At 50.0% G+C, this 24,736-nt stretch carries 3 protein-coding genes; 2 read left to right on the top strand and 1 reads right to left on the bottom strand.

Annotation, left to right across the window (positions count from 1 at the left end; all coding sequences use genetic code 11):
- Positions 1-3: 3 nt before the first annotated feature.
- Positions 4-22,752, bottom strand: a complete 22,749-nt coding sequence (locus Pcarn_RS04570) for a tandem-95 repeat protein (protein ID WP_390904470.1) — start codon at positions 22,750-22,752, stop codon at positions 4-6.
- A gap of 159 nt (positions 22,753-22,911) precedes the next feature.
- On the opposite strand from Pcarn_RS04570, the gene Pcarn_RS04565 reads away from it, so the two are divergent.
- Positions 22,912-23,304, top strand: a complete 393-nt coding sequence (locus tag Pcarn_RS04565) for a hypothetical protein (protein ID WP_261835204.1) — start codon at positions 22,912-22,914, stop codon at positions 23,302-23,304.
- A gap of 83 nt (positions 23,305-23,387) precedes the next feature.
- Positions 23,388-24,734 (top strand): HlyD family type I secretion periplasmic adaptor subunit, encoded by a 1,347-nt coding sequence (locus Pcarn_RS04560; RefSeq protein WP_261835203.1) that lies wholly within the window; start codon positions 23,388-23,390, stop codon positions 24,732-24,734.
- Positions 24,735-24,736: the final 2 nt, after the last annotated feature.

The raw sequence follows: 24,736 nt of genomic DNA, 5'->3' as shown, positions 1-24,736 counted from the left end.
ATTCTAGATGTTGTTATCAAAGTCATTGAATTGGTTATCGTTTCCAGTATCACCACTGTCATGACTTGAACTGTCGTCAGTAAAGTCAATTTCAGAAACGCTACCGTCCACAGACGTCCAATCCGTATTACCGCCATCACTTTGAGGATCAACTGGATCTGCTCCGCTCTTATCGCTCGCCTGCATTGCATATTGGTCATCTACTTCAACACTCAACGAGGCCGAAGCATCTGGCAAAGCATTGTCGAGGTCATCGTAGCCCTGGAAGTCCATAGTGAACTCACCAGAGAATGACTCATCTAGAGACACCTCTACAGCTTGCTCTAGGTTACCGCTTACTGTGTAAGAGCCGTCACCATTATCGATAGCACCCTGAACCGAAGCACCATCTGGCAGGCCAGAAAGCTCAACATGTTCAACACCTTCCGCTTGAGATACCTCATTTGGAATAGAAACATTGATGCTGTCACCCGGTGCCGCTGTGATGTCTGCTTCTTCGGCTTCACTTTCAACCTCCACCTCAGTCTGCTCTTGAGCACTAGCAACTTGCTCTTCATTTGAGGTTTCCATCTCTTGCTCTGGTTCAGTCGCATCGACGCCAGTTTCAACCGCAAGACTCAAGTCATGCTGGGTATATTCATCACCCGACTGCGTTGTAACCTGAAGTTCCAGACTGCCATCAAACTCAGGTGCTGCCCAGAAGGTCCACTCACCCTCACCAGACTCCATGATAACGCCACTCTCATCACTCGCATCGACATCCGTCACCTCGCCTTCAGAAAGACCCAGTTCAGACAGCAGCGTCTCTTCAGTCAGTACAAGGTCGCCGTCATCCGATAGAACAAACTGCTCAGAACTGGCTGGCGTCGCATCACCAGACTCAACCAAGTTGACATGGAATGAGCTCTCAATGCGACTCTCACCGTCGGTGGCAATAAAGCCAACCTGAACATCACCTGTATAACCTTCTGCCGGGGTAAACTGATGTTCACCGTTTGGCAAGGTTTCAAGTAGACCATCACCCTCCATCAAGCTGATTGATTCGATTGCCAGAGCGTCACCCTCTGCATCCGAGATATTTGACAACATATCTTGGTCAGTGAAGTGCAGGCTATTGCCGGTTTCGACTTCGGTAGTGACTACCGACTCTACCTCAGGAGCCTGATTTGCGACCGGTGCTTGGTCATGAACCACGAATGCACTTTGCTCATCGTGCAAGATGCCATCACGCTCAATCACGTAGGCAAAATCTACCTCTCCGGTAAAGCCATCGGCCGGAGTGAAGGTCCAAGTACCATCGCCATTATCGACTATCTCACCTTGATTGCGGTCCACCAGATGAACCATCTGCACCTCATCCCCCTCTTCAGGCGAGATGTTCTGTGCGATACCCATCAGGTCTTCGGCTGTCAGGATAATTGAGTCGCCTTGAACTAGGTCGAAGTCACCTGCAATGATGCCATCATCTAGCTCTTCAGCTTCGTCGCCATAATCAACGGTTGTCGCTGATACGGTAACAAAGAAGGTGCCGGCGAAGTCTTGCGGTGGTGTCATTTGCAGATCTGAAATATCCCATTCGGTGATATCTACATACTGCCCTTCTCTGGTGATCTCTATGGTGTGTTCACCATCTGTCACAACGAACCCAACTGGGAAGCCTGTCATAACCAGGTTACTCAAGGATTCAGACTCATCCACAAGCCCCACGTTCAAGCCTAGGTGACCTGTTGAATCTTCAGAGAAGACAAGTGGCCCTTCGTGGTCGGTGGTAATCACCGCACCATCGGCGACAGGACGCACAAACACAGGCACATCAAGCAGAGTTTCAAACTCACCGTCGCTGACAATCACTTGCAGGTCTGAAATACCGGCAAAGTCATCATTCGGTGTGAAGGTCCAAGTACCGTCACCGTTATCTTGGATTTCACCTCCATCTTCGCCATCTGCTGTGATAATGCGTGATACAACCAACTGTTCCGTATCTATATCACCAAACAGATCCAGCATATCGCTCGCATCGAAAGTAAAGGCACCATCCTCACTGGTTGTCAGCAGTGCATTACCTTGATTAAACGGTGCATCGTTAACAGGAATCACATCAACATTGATAGAACCCTCTACTTCCGCCTCACCGTCAGACACAAGGTAATCTAGCTCTACAACCCCATTGAAGTCTTGAGCTGTTACCAGATGATACATTCCATCTGGCTGCAAGGTTAGCGTTGCATTTGGAGGGTTCTTAACCGAGATATTCTCTAGGCTAATCTCATCACCATCAACATCGGTAACCTGATCCAAGATGTACTGTGGATCTATGGTTAGGACTTGGTCTTCTTCCCCTTGCAGTTGCACGGTTGGCGCATCTGGTAGGTCGTTGATGGCGGCGACGTCTATGTTGCCATCTACCGAAGTGGTTGCCTCACCATCGGTTACATCGAACGTCATTGGCACATTGCCGTTGAAGTTCTCTGTTGGTGAGAAGGTCCAAGTGCCGTCCTCGTTGTCCGTCAAAGAACCGAACTGAGGGTCAATACTTAGGTTGTTCGCGGTTAGCTCATCTAGGTCATGGTCAACATCTGTCGCATTCGCCAGAAGCATCTCTTGAGTGATCAAGATATCGGTATCTTCATCACCACTCAGAGTAACAGCATCGGACTCAGGTGCATCGTTCACTGGAGCAAGGTCTAGAAGTGCCGTGGTATCAACAGCATCTGTACCATCAAACACTTGATAAGCCAGCTCTACTTCACCGTTAAAGTTCTCATTCGGGTGGAACTCATAGAAGTTAGATGCACTTACATCGCCAGTTACATTAGGTGCTGTGTCACTGACTAGATCGACAATTTCACCATCTACCACTTGGATGTCAAAGGCGAGATCATCAGAAACCTCAGCCACCGATTTACCTGCCTCAATGTCCGCATCATCGACGCGCTCATAAGACATGGTGAATCCACCCAGTTCGATGTTAGACGCAGCAGAGCCATCATCGAACGGTTCCTGAGCTTGACCAATAATCGCCTGAGTACCATCAGGGATCATAGTGCTGGTTAACACTGTGTCAGTCCCTACAACCTCACCGTTGTCAAAGACCTTAAGCACACCATCTTCGCTGTCCCAACTGATCACGATATTGTGCTGTTCACCATCGTTCAGGTCTAGAGACTCAAAGATGGAGTTATCGCCTGAGTTAAGGTCGATACCTAAACCACCATCGTCATTTCTGACATAGATGTTAAGGCCATTGCTGGACTCTGAGTTGATTGGCCCACCAAAGATGCTCTCAATAGAGCCGCTGTGTTCACCAGTTGAGGTATAACTAAACTCGATGGTAAAGGCATCGAATGACTCAAGATCATCATTCAGTTCAATCTGAGAGGTTTGCTCAGCGCCAAAGCTAATAGCTCCAGCTTGGTTCAAGGTGCCGTCTTCACCGTCGTATCTTACGTTTTGGACAGAAAGCTCATCACCATCAATATCCTGGGCATTGGCTAGCAATTGCTCTTCAGTAATTCTCATTACTGTGTCTTCAAAGCCACCAATAACCACCTCATCTGGAACAGGCAGGTCGTTCACAGGATTAACGGTTAAATCAGCCGTCGCCTGAATGGTGTCTGTACCATCAGTGATATCAAAGTGCATATCGATATCGCCGTTGAAGTCCGCATCCGGCGTGATGGTGAAGCTACCGTCTTCGTTCTGAGTGACGTTGGCATTGCCATCTACCGTTAGGTTGCTCGCAGTAAGCGCGTCACCTTCAACATCAGCAGAGCCAGCAAGTAGCTGCTCTTGGCTGATAGTGATGGAGCCATCTTCGTTTACTGTGTAAGCGTTCTGACCGGCTACTGGTGCGTCGTTCACCGCAATGACTTCAATGCCAGCAGTCGTACTCGTGGTAGCGCCATCGTCATCAATAACAACAACGTCTAGCGTCACATCGCCATTGAAGTTCTCGTTCGGCGCGAAGGTTACCGAGCCGTCTTCATTCTGAGTCAGGATACCGTCGGTGCCGGTGTAGGTAACGCTATCTAATGATACGGTACCATCCACATCTGAACTATTCGCTAGAAGCTGCTCAGGACTGATATCAATAGTGCCGTCTTCGTTCATCTGATACGAGGTGCTGCCCGCCACCGGTGGATCGTTTACATCCAGAACAGTCACATTGATGTTGGCATCGACGCTTCCGCCTTGGCCGTCACTGACAGTGAAATCAAGGGGCACTTCGCCATTGAAGTTGGCGTTTGGTGCGAACTCATAGGTGCCATCACCGTTGTCGGTGAACACGCCGTCCGCGCCTGTGTAGCTGACATCGGAGATAGATAGCGCATCGCCATCAATATCATCCGCACCGGCTAAAAGCTGCTCATCGGTGAAGGTCAACGTGCCATCTTCATTGATGGTGTAGCTGACATCTTCCGCCGTTGGCAGATCGTTCACAGGATTCACAGTTAAATCAGCCGTCGCTTGAATGGTGTCGGTACCATCGGTGATATCAAAGTGCATATCGATATCGCCGTTGAAGTCTGCATCCGGGGTGATGGTGAAGCTGCCGTCCTCGTTTTGAGTAACGTTGGCGTTACCATCGACCGTTAGGTTCGAAGCGGTTAGCGCATCTCCTTCCACATCACTTGAGCCAGTCAGTAGCTGCTCTTGGCTGATGGTGATAGAGCCGTCTTCATTCACCGTGTAAGCGTTAGAACCGGCCACTGGCGCGTCATTTACTGCAATGACATCGATACCCGCAGTGGTAGTTGCCGTGGCACCGTCCTCATCGATAACCACCACATCCAGCGTCACATCGCCGTTGAAGTTCTCGTTCGGCGCAAAGGTCACCGAGCCGTCTTCGTTCTGGGTCAGAATACCGTCGGTACCTGCATAGGTAACGCTATCTAGCGAGACTGTGCCATCCACATCAGAGCTGTTGGCCAAAAGCTGCTCAGGGCTGATATCGATGGTGCCGTCTTCGTTCATCTGATATGACGTTGAGCCGGCTACCGGTGGATCGTTCACATCCTGCACTGTGACATCAATGTTGGCATCGACCGTGCCGCCTTGGCCGTCACTCACCGTAAAGTCGAGCGACACGTCGCCATTGAAGTTCGCGTTTGGCGCAAACTCATAAGTGCCATCACCGTTATCGGTGAAGACGCCATCAGCACCGGTGTAAGACACGTCGCTCACTGATAGCGTGTCGCCATCAATGTCATCGGCACCAGCTAGAAGCTGCTCATCGGTGAAGGTCAGCGTGCCATCTTCATTGATGGTGTAGCTGACATCTTCTGCGGTTGGCAAGTCGTTCACAGGGTTAACGGTAAGGTCAGCGGTCGCCTGAATGGTGTCGGTGCCATCGGTGATATCAAAGTGCATGTCGATATCGCCGCTGAAGTCCGCGTCCGGCGTGATGGTGAAGCTGCCGTCTTCGTTCTGCGTGACGTTGGCATTACCATCGACCGTTAGGTTGCTCGCAGTAAGGGCATGACCTTCCACATCAGTTGAGCCAGCAAGTAGCTGCTCTTGGCTGATGGTGATGGAGCCATCTTCGTTAACCGTGTAAGCGTTTTGACCTGCTACTGGTGCATCGTTCACTGCAATGACTTCAATACCTGCAGTCGTGCTCGCGGTAGCGCCATCATCATCGATAACCACTACATCCAGCGTTACATCACCATTGAAGTTCTCGTTCGGCGCAAAGGTGACCGAGCCGTCTTCGTTCTGGGTCAAGATACCATCGGTACCGGTGTAGCTCACGCTATCAAGGGATACGGTGCCGTCTACGTCAGAGCTGTTTGCCAGCAATTGCTCAGGGCTGATATCGATGGTGCCGTCTTCGTTCATTTGATACGAAGTGCTACCTGCCACTGGTGGATCGTTCACCTCCAGCACGGTCACATCGATGTTGGCATCTACTGTGCCACCTTGGCCGTCATTGACAGTGAAGTCGAGCGAGACTTCGCCATTGAAGTTGGCGTTTGGCGAAAACTCATAGGTGCCATCACCATTATCGGTGAAGACGCCATCGGCTCCGGTATAGCTGACATCAGACACTGACAATGCATCGCCATCAATGTCATCCGCACCTGCTAGCAGCTGCTCATCGGTGAAGGTCAGCGTACCATCTTCATTGATGGTGTAGCTCACATCCTCCGCTGTTGGCAGGTCGTTTACAGGGTTAACGGTGAGGTCAGCGGTCGCCTGAATGGTGTCGGTGCCATCGGTGATATCAAAGTGCATGTCGATATCGCCGTTGAAGTCCGCATCTGGCGTGATGGTGAAGCTGCCGTCCTCGTTTTGAGTAACGTCGGCATTGCCATCGACGGTCAGATTCGAAGCGGTTAGCGCATCACCTTCCACATCAGAAGAACCGGCTAGAAGCTGCTCTTGGCTGATGGTGATAGAGCCATCTTCGTTGACCGTGTAAGCGTTTTGGCCGGCTACTGGTGCATCATTCACCGCAATAACATCGATGCCAGCAGTAGTCGTTGCGGTAGCGCCATCATCATCGATAACGACTACGTCTAGCGTCACATCGCCGTTGAAGTTCTCGTTCGGAACAAAGGTCACCGAGCCGTCTTCGTTCTGAGTCAAGATACCGTCGGTGCCAGTATAGCTCACGCTATCCAGCGATACCGTGCCATCCACATCTGAGCTATTCGCCAGAAGTTGCTCAGGGCTGATATCTATGGTGCCGTCTTCGTTCATCTGATAAGACGTGCTACCTGCCACCGGTGGATCATTCACATCCAGCACATTGACATCGATGTTGGCATCGACCGTGCCGCCTTGACCATCACTGACGGTGAAGTCCAGAGACACGTCGCCATTGAAGTTCGCGTTTGGCGCAAACTCATAAGTGCCGTCACCATTATCGGTGAACACACCATCGGCACCTGTATAAGACACGTCGCTCACTGATAGCGTGTCGCCATCGATGTCATCCGCACCTGCCAGTAACTGCTCGTCGGTGAAGGTCAGCGTGCCATCTTCATTGATGGTGTAGCTGACATCCTCGGCCGTTGGCAGGTCGTTGACTGGGTTAACCGTGAGGTCTGCGGTCGCTTGGATGGTATCGGTGCCATCGGTGATATCAAAGTGCATGTCGATATCGCCGTTGAAATCTGCATCCGGCGTGATGGTGAAGCTGCCGTCCTCGTTCTGAGTAACATTGGCATTACCATCGACCGTTAGGTTCGAAACGGTTAACGCATCACCCTCGACATCAGAAGAGCCCGCTAGAAGCTGCTCTTGGCTGATGGTAATGGAGCCATCTTCGTTCACCGTGTAAGCGTTTTGGCCTGCCACTGGCGGATCGTTCACCGCAATGACGTCAATACCAGCAGTAGTTGTCGCGGTAGCGCCATCATCATCGATGACCACCACATCCAGCGTGACATCGCCATTGAAGTTCTCGTTCGGCGCAAAGGTCACCGAGCCGTCTTCGTTCTGGGTCAGAATACCGTCGGTACCTGTGTAGCTGACGCTATCCAGCGATACCGTGCCGTCCACATCAGAGCTGTTCGCAAGCAATTGCTCAGGACTGATATCAATGGTGCCGTCTTCATTCATCTGATAAGACGTGCTGCCGGCTACTGGTGGATCGTTTACATCCAGCACGGTCACATCGATGTTGGCATCGACGCTTCCACCTTGGCCGTCACTGACAGTGAAATCGAGCGACACCTCTCCATTGAAGTTTGCATTCGGCGCAAACTCGTAAGTGCCGTCACCATTATCAGTGAACACACCGTCTGCACCTGTGTAGCTGACATCTGATACTGACAGTACATCACCATCAATGTCATCCGCACCTGCCAGAAGCTGCTCATCGGTGAAGGTCAGCGTGCCATCTTCATTGATGGTGTAGCTCACATCCTCGGCCGTTGGCAGGTCGTTCACTGGGTTAACTGTGAGGTCAGCCGTCGCCTGTATGGTGTCGGTGCCATCGGTGATATCAAAGTGCATATCGATATCGCCGTTGAAGTCTGCATCCGGCGTGATGGTGAAGCTGCCGTCCTCGTTCTGAGTGACGTTGGCATTACCATCGACGGTCAGATTCGAAGCCGTTAACGCATCACCTTCCACATCGCTTGAGCCAGCAAGTAGCTGCTCTTGGCTAATGGTAATGGAGCCATCTTCGTTGACTGTGTAAGCATTAGAACCCGCCACAGGCGCATCATTCACTGCAATGACTTCGATGCCAGCAGTGGTGGTTGCGGTAGCGCGATCATCATCGATGACCACCACATCCAGCGTCACATCGCCATTGAAGTTCTCGTTCGGTGCGAAGGTTACCGAACCGTCTTCGTTCTGGGTCAAGATACCGTCGGTACCTGTGTAGCTCACGCTATCCAGCGATACTGTGCCATCCACATCAGAGCTGTTCGCCAAAAGCTGCTCAGGGCTGATATCGATGGTGCCGTCTTCGTTCATCTGATAAGACGTAGAACCTGCCACTGGTGGATCGTTCACATCCAGCACGGTCACATCAATGTTGGCATCGACCGTGCCGCCTTGGCCGTCACTGACCGTAAAGTCGAGCGACACTTCGCCATTGAAGTTGGCGTTTGGCGCAAACTCATAAGTGCCATCACCATTATCAGTGAACACACCATCAGCGCCTGTGTAAGACACGTCGCTCACTGATAGCGTGTCGCCATCAATGTCATCCGCACCTGCCAGTAGCTGCTCGTCGGTGAAGGTCAGTGTGCCATCCTCATTGATGGTGTAGCTGACATCCTCAGCAGTAGGGTCATCGTTAACAGGATTAACGGTTAGATTAAGGTTGGTAGATACAAGCTGATCACCATCCGAAACATCAAACGTAAACTCAATCTCACCATTGAAGTCGGCATCCGGAGTTAAGGTGAAGGTACCGTCTCCATTATCCGTGACCGTGATATTGTCATCGTCAGTGGCTAGGTTAGACGCCGTCAGTGCATCACCATCTAAATCGCTGGCATTCGCTAGCAACTGCTCTTGTGTGATGATGATAGATCCGTCTTCATCCACGGTGGCGGCAACTGCTTCGGCCTCTGGAGCGTGCTCAATATCAATAGTGATTGTCTGACTGACTGTCTCAGAGTCATCATTGGATAGTTCGGTCGCTGTTGCTGACACCTCGATATCAAATGAATCGACCAAGCCTTGTGGGATCTCTAGCTCAATTGTCTGGGAGATAGCGGTTGTAGGTAGCACCACAGAACCACTCTCGCCGACAGTGATTTCACCGCTATAGATCTGACTGTTTACTTCACCTACATCAATAGTAAAGTTGAAGTCTGAATAGTCAGCGTCACCACCTCCATAGAGATCCTCGAAACCATAGACGATTTCACCATCTTCATTGACTGTGGTGCGAGTATGTTCAATACCATCTTGGTTCAAACCAACGCTTGAGCCACCATGGAAGATCGCATCACCAAAGGCACCGTCAATAACTGTGGTTTCGCCATTTTCATCCACAAATACCAGCTGCGGGTCAATGGTATCCATGGTCGCAGGCGAACCATCCTCTGCACGGAACTCAAAGCTACCGTTTTGCATAGCATCAAAGTCGTTATGCGGGTACCCGTGTGGCACCAAGAAGAGGTTAAAGCTCTCACCTTCTTCAATTGGGAAGCTGAACGAGCTTTCACCTGGGATTAGGTCACCGCCACCACCGACTTGGGAGGCATTTTCATAAACGATTTCTACGCCTGTGATATTGCCATCGCTATCAACCTTGTAATAGCCTGCAGCATTTTGGAATCCTGCGGTTTCACCCTCAAAGGTTACGGTTATTTCCGTGTCGTTGAAGCTAGTGATACCGTTTTGTTGATCGCCAAGCACTTCCTCATTGTCATAACGAATCACAGTACCTTCAGGAATACCGTTCACCTCTACGGTCAAGGTCTCTGACAAGTCCTGATCCACAAGGCTCGCACCTATGTTCAGCTCAACAGTACCACCCGGCTCGGTAACGATAGTACTATCACCAACTTCTGTACCTTCACCATCGGTAATATTAAGATTCGGCGCATCTGCTACCGCCTCAACATTCACATCGATTACTTGAGAAACCGATGCCTCACCGTCTGACACAGTGAAATTCAGCTGCAAGTCACCGCTAAAGTGCTCACTCGGGGTGAATGAGTAAGTGCCATTGCCGTTATCAACCAGACTGCCCTGGTCACCGGAGTAGCTCACATCAGAGACAGATAGCTCATCACCATCGATGTCTGTCGCATTGGCTAGAAGCTGCTCATCTGTGATCAGAAGTGTGCCATCTTCCAGCATATCGAAAGATACCGCATCAGCTTCTGGTGCATCATTCACTGGTGTGACATCTAGGTTCAACTGCGTGGTCGTGCTTAGCTCACCATCACTCACTTCGTAGTCAAACTGGATCTGACCATTAAAGTCTGCCGATGGAGTTACGGTAAAGGTGCCGTCTCCGTTATCCACAACAGTTGCGTTTGGATCATTAGTGGATAAGTTTGAAGCGAATAGTGCATCACCATCCACATCAGAGGCATTCTCAAGCAACATGGCCTGAGTTACCAAGATAGAACCGTCTTCCGCCACTTCTGCAGAGATCGCCTCTGCTTCTGGAGCATCGTTAACAAATTCAATCTGAAGGTCGATATTCGCAGTAACGATATCCGTGCCATCACTGACATCGAATGTGAGGTCAGCACTGCCAAAGTAGCCTTGGTCGGTATTGATGGTGAAGGTTCCATCGCCATTATCAACCACAGATACGTTGTCATTCTGACTGGTCACATTCAGCGCTGTCAGGTCGTCCCCTTCAATGTCTGTCGCTTGCGCGAGCAGTTGCTCTTGGGTAACTACAAGAGACTCACCGTCATAGGTATTGAAGGTTAGATCCGGCACATCCGGCAGGTCGTTAACTGGGTTAACCGTTAGGTTCAGTCCCGTAGACACGGTTTCGATAGCATCGGTCACGTCATAGGTAAATTCTACCTCACCGAAGAAGTTCTCACTCGGTGTTATGGTAAAGCTGCCATCTGGATTCTCTACTATGCTCGCGTTTGGATCATTGGTTTGCAGATTCACCGCTTGCAAGGCATCGCCATCCACATCCGATGCGTTGGTCAACAAGTCTTCTTGAGTGATGGTGATGGTGCCATCCTCATCCACAACAGCCTCAACTGGAGCAGACACCTCTGGGCCTTCGTTAACCATCTCGACGTCAATACGAGCCGTACTTGGCGCACTGGCCAAGCCATCACTGATATCAAAGGTCAGGTTTACTTCGCCGTAGAAGTCTTCAGCAGGCTCAAAGGTAAAGGTATTGTCGCCATTATCGGTCAAGGTGCCTTGGGTTTGATCCGCTAGCAGTAGATTTTCGATGTGAAGAATATCGCCATCCACATCGCTTGCACCACTCAATAGATCCTTGGCCTCAATGATCATGGTGCCATTTTCTAACATCTGGGTATGTAGAGGCGCACCCGGAACCGGCACATCGTTCACTGGGATAACAGTAAGGTCGATATGAGTATCTACCTCATCGGTACCATCAAACACCTTATAATCAATGTCCACTTCACCATTGAAGTTTTCATTAGGCATAAAGGTAAAGGTGCCATCTTCATTATCGATCAGCTCGCCATTTTCACCTGAGTAACTGATTTCTGAGATAGAAAGGGCATCACCCTCGATGTCACTTGCATTAGCAAGTAGATCCTCAGCAGTGAACGAAATGCCTACATCTTCATCGGTAGATAGGACAATTGGTCCAGATACAATCGGAGCATCATTCACTGAAGCAAAGTTGATATTGATGATGTTGTCATCAGTCAACTCGCCGTCAGTAACTTGATAGCCAAGCTCAATCTCACCATAGAAGTTCGCATCTGGGGTGACTGTCCAGGTACCATCGCCATTATCCGTCAGAGTGGCATGTTCTGAATTCTCACCCACAAGCTCTAGGTTTTGAATATCTAGATTATCGCTATCGATATCCGATGCCTGAGCTAGTAGCTGCTCTTCTGTGATTACAATAGATGCGAACTGTGCTGCCCCTTCAGTATCAACTTCAACATTTGGCAATTCGGCGGTTAGATCAATCTCTGTTTCATCCGCGTGGATGTTAAGAGTAACAGCTTCAGTGATCTCGGTACCGTCCACTCCTAGGCTAGTAAATACCGCCTCATCTGGACAGGTTTGCGACACCGTCATGTTTTGCACAACGTAGGTGCCATTACCCTGAATCGTTCCAAGCTCGAAGTAAGATACAGGCTCACTTACGGTTAGGGTGTAATCAGTCTCGTAACTGTTACGGTCTTCTTTATGGTATGTAAGTGAATCAATCACCTCACCATCGGCGTTAAACGCCTTGATCTCAACCTCGGTAAAGTGTCGAGACTCTTCCATAAACCAACCACCCACACCATCTAAGTGGAAGCTGATTTCATTGATGTCTTGACCTTCAACGGTAACCGTCAGTTTCTCATCACCGCTAAGGCCTTGACGATCTGTATCTCCAATTCCGTGACCGATATGAGTATTACCGTTCCACGCCCCTAGTGGGTCATCATTACTCTGAACCGTCACCGTTAGGTCGCCATCGGTGAACTCTCGAGTATATGGGTCAACCTCAGTACCCCAATCGTCAACGCTAGCGTTGTCATCAAAGGTACCGATTTGCGTGGTATGAGTGCTGTCTGAAACATCATCGTTCGGAACAAAGCGAACCTCGGTATCAGCTGGGATCTCAACACCAACCTCTAGCTCGACCCACTCATCGTTGAGGTTGGCCTCAATGATGCCGTGCTCGGGTGCTTGATCGAGACGGATAGCTGGTTCTTCTCGCAAGGTCACACCAACGGTCTGATCTTCCTCCGCCTGAATGAACAGCTCATCGCCAGCGTCAGGCGCATCATTCACCGGATTAACCGTTAGGTCTGCACTGCCTTGGACCACATTGTTGCCGTCACTGACATCAAAGCTGATATCAATATCACCATTCCAATCTGCATCTGGCGTGATAGTAAATGAACCATCATCATTGGCCGTTACCGTCGCATTACCATCTACAGATAGGTTTTGTGCGACTAAGACATCGCCATCAATATCACTTGCATGGGTAAGGAGCTGCTCTTGGCTAAGGGTGATCTGGCCATCTTCATCTATGGTGTATGCAAGACTGCCATCAACGGTTGGCGCATCGTCAACCGGCGTTACCTGAATATCGATATTGGCAGAAGCGGATTCGGTGCCATCGTTAACCTGGAAAACCAGGTCTACATTGCCGTTGAAGTTTTCATTTGGTGCGAACACATAAGTTCCATCACCGGCATCAGTAAGTATGCCATCGGTACCCTGATAGCTAACGCTATCAATAGTCAGGTTATCTCCGTCGATATCTGCAGCGCCTTGAAGAAGGTCTGCATCCGTAAAGATCAGAGTGCCATCTTCTTGGATAGTAAATTGCTTATCATCAGCCGTTGGTAGATCGTTGACTGGATTTACAGTCAGATCAGCCGTTGCTTGGATAGTGTCTGTACCATCAGTGATATCGAAGTGCATATCAATATCACCGTTCCAGTCTGCATCTGGCGTGATGGTGAAACTACCATCCTCATTGGCGGTGACTTCAGCATTGCCATCAACCAAAAGATTAGAAGCAGTTAGACCATCACCCTCAACATCACTAGAACCAGCCAGAAGTTGCTCTTGGCTGATAGTAATGGAGCCATCTTCGTTGACCGTGTAGGCATTAGAACCGGCAACAGGTGCATCATTGATTGGCAATACATCGATATTGGCATTGGCTTGCGTAGTTGCCCCACCCTCATCGACAACCACTACATCAAGGGATACCTCACCATTGAAGTTCTGGTTTGGTGCGAAGCTATAGGTGCCATCGCCATTGTCGGTAAGGATACCGTCTGTACCTGTATAACCGACACTGTCTACTGCGACTTCACCTTCAATGTCTGACGCTTGCGCTAGAAGTTGCTCCGCAGTGAAGACCAGAACCTCATCTTCATTGACGGTATAAGCTGTGTCTCCGGCGACCGGTGGATCATTCACCTCAATTACGTCAATGTTTGCGGTGGTTTGTACCGTCGCATCATCTTCATCTACGACAGTAACGTCTAGGTTTACGTTGCCACTGAAGTTTTCATTTGGCGAGAAGGTATAAGTCCCGTTTCCATTATCAACCAACACACCGTCAGTACCTGAGTACGAAACGTCATCGACCGCTACTTCGCCCTCAATATCGGACGCATTAGCAAGCAATTGCTCATTGCTGATGGTAATAGAATTATCTTCTTGAACCGTATAAGAAGTTGAGCCTGCCACCGGCGGATCATTCACTTCGGTTACCACAATGTTGATTTGTGATTCAGAGATGAACTCACCATCATCAACGGCATAGTTAATGCTCAGATTGCCGCTAAAGTTCTCGTTTGGTGAGAAAGTGAAGGTACCGTCACCGTTATGAGTGAACACCCCATCATCGCCATAATAGTTATCCACCATTAATGACAAATCATCGCCATCAGGATCGCTAGCATGTGCGAGCAAGTCTGCTTCGGTAAAGGTTAGGCTGCCATCTTCTTCCATTGTGTAGTTCACAACGTCCGCTTCTGGCGCCTCGTTTTCATCAATTGGTGGATGCGCACCAAGCACTTCGATATCAGCTGTGGTCTGCGCGGTTGCACCATCTTCATCCACAACGGTTACATTCAGCGACAGGTTGCCGGAAAAATCCTGAGAAGGCTCGAAGGTGAAAGTGCCATCGCCATTATCGGTCAGGTCGCCAAAGCTACCATTGTAAGAAACCGAATCTACAAATACGTCGCCTTCAATATCCGAACTGTTGGCTAGTAACTGATCTGAGCTGATAGTGATGGTGCCATCTTGCGCCATCATATAGGAGGTTGAGCCTGCAATCGGCGGATCATTGATCGGCAGTACATCAATACTCGCCGTAGCCGTATCGGTCGCACCTTCCGCATCAACAACCACGACATCCAGCGCAACCTCACCGTTGAAGTTTTGGTTCGGTGCGAAACTAAAGGTTCCGTCTCCATTGTCGGTCAAGATACCATCGGTACCTGAGTAACTGACACTGTCCAGTAATACCCAGCCCTCAGCGTCGCTAGATTGAGAAACCAACTGTTGCATACTAAAGGTCAGCACTTCATCTTCATTGATGGTGTATGCAGTATCCCCAGCAACAGGTGGATCATTCACTGCAATAACCTCAATACCTGCGGTAGTCGTTGCGGTAGCGCCATCGTCATCAATAACAATAACGTCTAAGGTTACATCGCCGTTGAAGTTCTCATTCGGCGCGAAGGTCACTGAACCGTCTTCATTCTGGGTCAAGATACCGTCAGTGCCGGTGTAGCTGACGCTATCCAGCGATACGATACCATCCACATCAGAGCTGTTCGCAAGAAGCTGCTCAGGGCTGATATCAATGGTGCCGTCTTCGTTCATCTGATACGAAGTGCTGCCTGCGACCGGTGGATCGTTCACATCCAGCACGGTCACATCGATATTGGCATCGACTGTCCCGCCTTGGCCGTCACTGACGGTGAAGTCGAGGGACACGTCGCCATTGAAATTGGCGTTTGGCGCGAACTCGTAGGTGCCATCACCGTTATCAGTGAACACGCCGTCTGCACCGGTATAGCTGACATCTGATACTGACAGTACATCACCATCAATGTCATCGGCACCCGCCAGTAGCTGCTCATCGGTGAAGGTCAGCGTGCCATCTTCATTGATGGTGTAGCTCACATCTTCCGCCGTTGGCAGGTCGTTGACTGGGTTAACCGTCAGGTCTGCCGTCGCCTGGATGGAGTCGGTGCCATCGGTGATATCAAAGTGCATATCGATATCGCCGTTGAAGTCCGCATCCGGCGTGATGGTGAAGCTGCCGTCCTCGTTTTGAGTGACGTTGGCATTACCATCGACGGTCAGGTTACTTGCTGTTAGCACATCCCCTTCCACATCGGTCGAACCAGCCAGAAGCTGCTCTTGGCTGATGGTAATGGAACCATCTTCATTCACCGTGTAAGCATTTTGGCCTGCCACTGGTGCATCGTTGACCGCAATGACATCAATGCCTGCGGTGGTGGTTGCGGTAGCGCCATCGTCATCGATAACCACCACATCTAGGGTCACATCACCGTTGAAGTTCTCGTTCGGCGCAAAGGTCACCGAACCGTCTTCGTTCTGAGTCAGAATACCGTCGATACCTGTGTAGGTAACGCTATCAAGCGATACCGTGCCATCCACATCTGAGCTATTCGCAAGCAATTGCTCAGGACTGATATCGATGGTGCCGTCTTCATTCATTTGATAGGAAGTGCTGCCCGCTACCGGTGGATCGTTCACATCCAGCACGGTCACATCGATGTTGGCATCGACTGTCCCGCCTTGACCGTCACTGACAGTGAAGTCTAGAGATACTTCGCCATTGAAGTTCGCATTCGGCGCGAACTCATAGGTGCCGTCACCGTTGTCGGTGAACACACCATCGGCGCCTGTGTAGCTGACATCTGAGATGGAGAGTGTGTCACCATCGATGTCATCCGCACCCGCTAGAAGCTGTTCGTCAGAAAAGGTCAGCGTGCCATCTTCATTAATGGTGTAGCTCACATCCTCTGCCGTTGGCAGGTCGTTGACCGGATTAACCGTAAGGTCTGCAGTGGCCTTGATGGTGTCTGTACCATCGGTGATATCAAAGTGCATGTCGATATCGCCGTTGAAGTTCGCATCCGGCGTAATGGTGAAACTGCCATCCTCGTTTTGAGTGACGTCCGCATTGCCATCAACGGTCAGATTACTCGCTGTAAGCCCATCCCCCTCTACATCACTTGAACCCGCAAGTAGTTGCTCTTGGCTGATGGTAATTGAGCCATCTTCGTTGACTGTATAGGCATTAGAACCTGCTACTGGTGCATCGTTGACCGCGATGACCTCAATGCCTGCAGTAGTCGTTGCCGTAGCGCCATCGTCATCTGTCACAACTACGTCTAGTGTCACATCCCCGTTGAAATTCTCGTTCGGTGCGAAGGTCACCGAACCGTCTTCGTTCTGGGTCAGAATACCGTCGGTGCCTGTATAGCTGACACTATCAAGCGATACCGTGCCGTCCACATCAGAGCTGTTCGCAAGAAGCTGCTCAGGACTGATATCAATAGTGCCGTCTTCGTTCATCTGATACGAAGTGCTGCCTGCCACCGGTGGATCGTTCACATCCAACACGGTCACATCGATGTTGGCATCGACTGTGCCACCTTGGCCGTCACTGACGGTAAAGTCGAGGGACACTTCGCCATTGAAGTTCGCATTTGGCGCAAACTCATAGGTGCCATCACCGTTATCAGTGAACACACCGTCCGCACCGGTATAGCTGACATCTGATACTGACAGTACATCGCCATCAATGTCATCCGCACCCGCCAGAAGCTGCTCATCGGTGAAGGTCAACGTGCCATCTTCATTGATGGTGTAGCTGACATCTTCTGCCGTTGGCAGGTCATTCACAGGGTTAACCGTAAGGTCTGCGGTCGCTTGGATGGTGTCAGTGCCATCGGTGATATCAAAGTGCATGTCGATATCGCCGTTGAAGTCCGCATCCGGCGTGATGGTGAAGCTTCCGTCCTCGTTTTGAGTAACGTTGGCATTACCATCGACGGTTAGATTCGAAGCGGTTAGTGCATCACCTTCCACATCAGAAGAGCCTGCCAGTAGCTGCTCTTGGCTGATGGTAATAGAGCCGTCTTCGTTGACGGTGTAAGCATTAGAACCTGCCACCGGCGCATCGTTCACTGCAATGACTTCAATGCCAGCCGTCGTACTCGCTGTGGCGCCATCATCATCGATAACCACCACATCCAGCGTCACATCCCCATTGAAGTTCTCGTTCGGCGCGAAGGTCACCGAGCCGTCTTCATTTTGAGTCAGGATACCGTCGGTACCGGTATAGCTGACACTATCTAGCGATACCGTGCCGTCCACATCAGAGCTGTTCGCAAGCAATTGCTCAGGGCTGATATCAATAGTGCCGTCTTCGTTCATCTGATAAGACGTTGAGCCCGCTACCGGTGGATCGTTCACATCCAGCACGGTCACGTCGATGTTGGCATCGACTGTGCCGCCTTGGCCGTCACTGACGGTAAAGTCTAGCGACACTTCACCATTGAAGTTAGCGTTTGGCGCAAACTCGTAAGTGCCGTCACCGTTATCGGTGAACACACCATCGGCACCGGTATAAGACACGTCGCTGACTGATAGCGTATCACCATCGATGTCATCGGCACCTGCCAGCAGCTGCTCATCAGTGAAGGTCAACGTGCCATCCTCATTGATGGTGTAGCTGACATCTTCGGCCGTTGGCAGGTCGTTGACTGGGTTAACCGTAAGGTCTGCCGTCGCCTGGATAGTGTCGGTGCCATCGGTGATATCAAAGTGCATATCGATATCGCCGTTGAAGTCCGCATCCGGCGTGATGGTGAAGCTGCCGTCCTCGTTTGGAGTGACATTGGCATTGCCATCGACGGTCAGATTCGAAGCCGTTAGCGCATCACCTTCCACATCGCTTGAGCCAGCAAGTAGCTGCTCTTGGCTGATGGTAATGGAGCCGTCTTCATTCACTGTGTAAGCGTTCTGACCAGCCACTGGTGCATCGTTCACTGCGATGACTTCAATGCCAGCCGTCGTACTCGCTGTGGCGCCATCATCATCGATAACCACCACATCTAAGGTCACATCCCCGTTGAAGTTCTCGTTCGGAGCAAAGGTCACCGAGCCGTCTTCGTTTTGGGTCAGGATACCGTCGGTACCGGTGTAGCTCACGCTATCTAGAGAAACTGTGCCGTCTACGTCAGAGCTGTTCGCCAGCAATTGCTCAGGGCTGATATCTATGGTGCCGTCTTCGTTCATCTGATAAGACGTTGAACCGGCTACCGGTGGATCGTTCACATCCAGCACGGTCACATCGATATTGGCATCGACCGTGCCGCCTTGGCCATCACTGACGGTAAAGTTTAGAGACACCTCACCATTGAAGTTGGCGTTTGGCGCAAACTCATAGGTGCCGTCACCATTATCGGTGAAGACACCGTCCGCACCGGTATAGCTGACATCGGAGATAGATAGCGTATCACCATCAATGTCATCCGCACCCGCTAGCAACTGCTCATCGGTGAAGGTCAGCGTACCATCTTCATTGATGGTGTAGCTCACATCCTCGGCCGTTGGCAAGTCGTTCACAGGGTTAACGGTTAAATCAGCGGTGGCCTGGATGGTGTCGGTGCCATCGGTGATATCAAAGTGCATATCGATATCGCCGTTGAAGTCCGCATCCGGGATGATGGTGAAGCTGCCGTCCTCATTCTGAGTAACATTGGCATTGCCATCTACCGTTAGGTTGCTCGCAGTAAGGGCATCCCCTTCCACATCAGAAGAGCCTGCCAGTAGCTGTTCTTGGCTGATGGTAATGGAGCCGTCTTCATTCACTGTGTAAGCGTTCTGACCAGCCACTGGTGCATCGTTCACTGCGATGACTTCGATGCCTGCAGTGGTGCTTGCAGTAGCGCCATCATCATCGATGACCACAACATCCAGCGTGACATCGCCATTGAAGTTCTCGTTCGGCGCAAAGGTGACCGAGCCGTCTTCGTTTTGGGTCAGGATACCGTCGGTGCCGGTATAGCTGACGCTATCTAGCGATACCGTGCCGTCCACATCCGAGCTGTTCGCCAGCAATTGCTCAGGGCTGATATCGATAGTGCCATCTTCGTTCATCTGATACGAAGTGCTACCTGCCACCGGTGGATCGTTTACATCCAACACGGTCACATCGATGTTGGCATCGACGCTGCCACCTTGACCGTCACTGACGGTGAAGTCGAGTGAGACTTCGCCATTGAAGTTGGCGTTTGGCGCGAACTCATAGGTGCCATCACCGTTATCGGTGAACACACCATCCGCACCGGTATAAGACACGTCGCTGACTGATAGCGTATCGCCATCGATGTCGTCGGCACCTGCCAGTAGCTGCTCATCGGTAAAGATCAGCGTGCCATCCTCGTTGATGGTGTAGCTGACATCCTCTGCAGTTGGCAGGTCGTTCACAGGATTAACCGTGAGGTCAGCCGTCGCTTGGATAGTGTCGGTGCCATCGGTGATATCAAAGTGCATGTCGATATCGCCGTTGAAGTTAGCATCCGGCGTGATGGTGAATGAGCCGTCCTCGTTCTGAGTGACTTCGGCATTGCCATCGACAGTCAGATTCGAAGCCGTTAGCGCATCACCTTCTACATCACTTGAGCCAGCCAGAAGCTGCTCTTGGCTGATGGTAATGGAGCCGTCTTCGTTCACCGTGTAAGCGTTCTGACCAGCTACTGGTGCATCATTCACCGCAATGACTTCAATGCCTGCAGTGGTGCTTGCAGTAGCGCCATCATCATCGATAACCACCACATCCAGCGTCACATCCCCATTGAAGTTCTCGTTCGGAGCAAAGGTGACCGAGCCGTCTTCGTTCTGGGTCAAGATACCGTCGGTACCTGTGTAGCTGACGCTATCCAGAGACACTGTGCCGTCCACATCAGAACTGTTCGCAAGTAATTGCTCAGGGCTGATATCAATGGTGCCGTCTTCGTTCATTTGATAAGAAGTGCTACCTGCCACTGGTGGATCGTTTACATCCAGCACGGTCACATCGATATTGGCATCGACGCTGCCGCCTTGGCCGTCACTCACCGTAAAGTCGAGCGAGACTTCACCATTGAAGTTGGCATTCGGCGCAAACTCGTAAGTGCCGTCATCGTTATCAGTGAACACACCATCCGCACCGGTATAAGACACGTCGCTGACTGATAGCGTATCGCCATCGATGTCGTCGGCACCTGCCAGTAGCTGCTCATCGGTAAAGATCAGCGTGCCATCCTCGTTGATGGTGTAGCTGACATCCTCTGCGGTTGGCAGGTCGTTCACAGGATTAACCGTGAGGTCAGCCGTCGCTTGGATAGTGTCGGTGCCATCGGTGATATCAAAGTGCATGTCGATATCGCCGTTGAAGTCCGCATCTGGCGTGATGGTGAAGCTGCCGTCCTCGTTTTGAGTGACGTTGGCATTGCCATCTACGGTTAGGTTGCTCGCGGTAAGGGCATCACCTTCCACATCACTTGAACCGGCTAGAAGCTGCTCTTGGCTGATGGTGATGGAGCCATCTTCATTCACTGTGTAGGCGTTAGAACCGGCTACTGGCGCATCGTTAATAGGCAGAACATCAATATTTGCAGTCGCGTTTACTGTTGCACCTTCTTCGTCGACTACCACCACATCAAGGGCGATCTCACCGTTGAAGTTTTGGTTCGGTGCAAAGCTAAAGGTACCGTCTTCATTTTGAGTCAGGATACCATCGGTACCAGTGTAATTAACGCTATCAACTGCGACTTCACCCTCAATATCACTCGCTTTTGCCAGCAACTGCTCAGCAGAGAAGGTCAGCACTTCATCTTCGTTAATCGTGTAAGCTGTATCCCCCGCAACCGGCGGGTCGTTGACCGCGATAACCTCAATGCCTGCAGTCGTAGTCGCTGTAGCACCATCATCATCAATGACAACAACGTCTAGTGTTACATCGCCATTGAAGTTCTCATTCGGTGCGAAGGTGACTGAGCCGTCTTCGTTCTGAGTCAAGACACCATCGGTACCTGTGTAAGTAACACTATCGAGCGATACGGTGCCATCTACGTCTGAGCTGTTGGCCAGCAATTGCTCCGGACTGATGTTGATGGTGCCATCTTCATTCATCTGATAGGAAGTTGAACCCGCTACTGGCGGATCGTTCACTTCAACAACAGTAATATCAATATTGGCTTCAACAGACTCTGTGCCATCGGTAACGGTAAAGCTAAGATCGACTTCACCATGGAAGTTTTCATTTGGAGCAAAGGAGTAGGTGCCATTGCCGTTATCGGTCAAGACACCCTGATCGCCGGTATAAAGCACGCTTTCAACAGAGAGATCATCACCATCAATATCTGTTGCACCCACCAATAAGTCTTGAGCGGTGAAGGTTAAAGTGCCGTCCTCCTCCATGGTATAGGCTTTATCTTCAACTTCCGCCGCGTCGTTTTCGTTGGTAACTTGAATCTCAATGGTTTCAGACACAGTTTCAGAGTCAAAATCATCTTCAATCTCTGAGACTGCCTCTTCAGACTCGTCTAACACGTCAACTTGGAAGGTTTCTGACACAGTTTCAGAATCAAACTCATCGTCCTCAGCAGCAGGCTGAGCCTGTGCTCCACCCGCGCCACTAGCGACTTGAGCCGCTTGCGCTGACACCTGCTCTTGGCCTTCTGAGCTTGCAACATCACCCGCACCTGACTCTCCATCTTCAACTGAACCGCCAACAGATTGAGTGGCGGAAGAGCCGGTATCTCCACCGGCTCCAGATGGGCTATCGCTCATTTCACTATCAACAACATTGGACTGTGCCGCTTGTCCGCCACTGTCGCTTCCCTGGCCACTATCTTCGCTGGCCGCCGCCGCGCCTCCCGAGCCAGAGTCCTCTTCCTGACCCCCTTGAGAATCACCCGACGCACCTTGGTTTGCATTATCTGCAGCTTCGGCTTCAGCACCAGCTGTCGCTATAGTCGTGGCTACAGTGCTCTGTTGGTTTTGTTGGTTCTGTTTTTCTACCTGAGCATCTTCGGTTTGTATATTCTCAACAGCATCGTTCAAAGGGTTGTTCTTGTCTTCAGCCATCTCAGCCTCCGTGTCCTATGAGATTTTTGATATTTCCTGAGCGGCATTAAAGGAGAAATTTCAGAACAACCAAGTATTTTTTGAAAATTTTCTTGAAAGTTATCAAGAGTATCCTTTCCTATATGCTGTAGATCACTCTATTTTGAAAAAGGCAGAAAAATGGTTGAGGTAGATAAATTACTTTCGTCGATCAATTACGATAAAACTGGCCTTAGAATTTTATTACAAGAGTATTACGACGAGTTTAAGCTTGGGCACAAAGAGATAGAAAAAATGTATTCTGAGGATCAGTTACAAGACCTCGGTAACTATATTTACCAACTAAGAACATCTCTAGAATATATGGAAGAGGTAGATACGAGTAAGAAGCTAAATAAGCTTGAAAGTCAGTGTCGCTTAGGGGTTACACCCAGTGCCGATGAGGTGATCAGCGTGCTAACAAGCCTATTTGTGACCAACAAGCACATAGAGTCAGTTCTACTCGACTTAGAGAAACCTAAAAACCAGACAAGCAGGGTTAAACCCACTTTGAAACGGTGCACCAGTAACTAGTTCAGACTGACAACAAGGAATTTGATAAAGGGAAGAACAGCGTGTGATAACAACTAAGCAACTTCAAGGATGAGGGATGTAGCATGGACAATAACGAACTTGATTATCACATCAAAAAAGCCCTAGTCTCGCGTAACAAACCAGTAGCAGAGAACCTCGAGAGCAATATCGTTCTTTCATCAAGTATGACGGTATTCCAAAAGGTGCTGCTGCTTACCTTTGTTTCACTACTCGTGATAGTGGCGGTTGCCTCACAGGCTGAAATCGACATAGTGGTTTCTGCGCGAGGAGAATTGCTACTCGATTCTGACATTGAGAAAGTCCAGCACCTAGAAGGAGGGATCCTCGAAGAGATCTTGGTTAAGCCTGGTGATTTTGTGTTTGAAGGCCAGGAAATTGCGCGACTGAAAGCGGAAGATCGCAGTACCCAACTCAACAGTATCCAAAACGAGATCACTCAATTAAAGCTAGATATTATTCGATATCAAGCCCTGATAGATATGCAGGAGCCTGACTACAGTAAATTCACCAATCACTCCCACCTAGTAAATAGCAACGTCACTACTTGGCAAGAAGAATATAATAAGAACATTTCCAACGAATCCCTTATTCGACACGATATCGAACATAAGGGAGTGCTAATACGCTCGATGAAATCGAGAAAAAAAAGCGCCACTGCACAATTAAAGCTAATTCAAGAGCAACTAAAAATTAAAAGTACCCTATATAAGGAAGAGATGGCTTCATATATTGACGTGCTGAATATGAGAGTTCAGGAGTCAAATATGGTTAGGGAGATAGAAAATCTAGACGAATCCATCATGAATGAGCGATTTCAACTGGATAAGATGAATAAACAGCTCACTGATCTTATTGCGGATAGAAACTCCAAGTATCAATCGCAGATCATCGAGGCCAACAAAGAGATAGAGCTAAAAGCGATACAAACCTCTCAACATACGGACAAAGTCGATCGACTCGTGGTTTATTCGCCGGTTGATGGTGTGATAGATAAGGTCCATTTCAACTTTAAATCTGCTGTTGTACCGCCAGGAGAGAGCATCGCGGATATCGCTCCCTTGAACAATAGCCTGCACGGTGAAGCTAAGATACCAAGGAAGGAGCTCGGTTTTGTCGAGGTAGGCCAGACCGTCAAGGTGAAAATCGACACTTACAACTTCGCCAAATATGGCTACATCGAGGGCAAGATCACCTCGGTCAGCCGCACATCCTATGAGGAGGAAGAAAACAAGTTTTACATCGCCAAGATTTCTCTAGCCAACAACAACTTGGAGCGTTCTGGCGTGGTGTATAACCTATCCCCTTTCATGGAGTTCACCGCCGATATCAAAACAGGCTCGAGAAGAGTCATAGATTACGCCGCCAAACCTGTGCTGTCAGCCATAGAGAGCGCATTCGATGAAAGGTAATC

It is taken from the genome of Vibrio ishigakensis (assembly GCF_024347675.1).
GTDB classification, from domain to species: domain Bacteria; phylum Pseudomonadota; class Gammaproteobacteria; order Enterobacterales; family Vibrionaceae; genus Vibrio; species Vibrio ishigakensis.
Note: the sequence above shows the minus strand (reverse complement) of the source record. Positions and strands in the feature narration are given on the sequence as shown.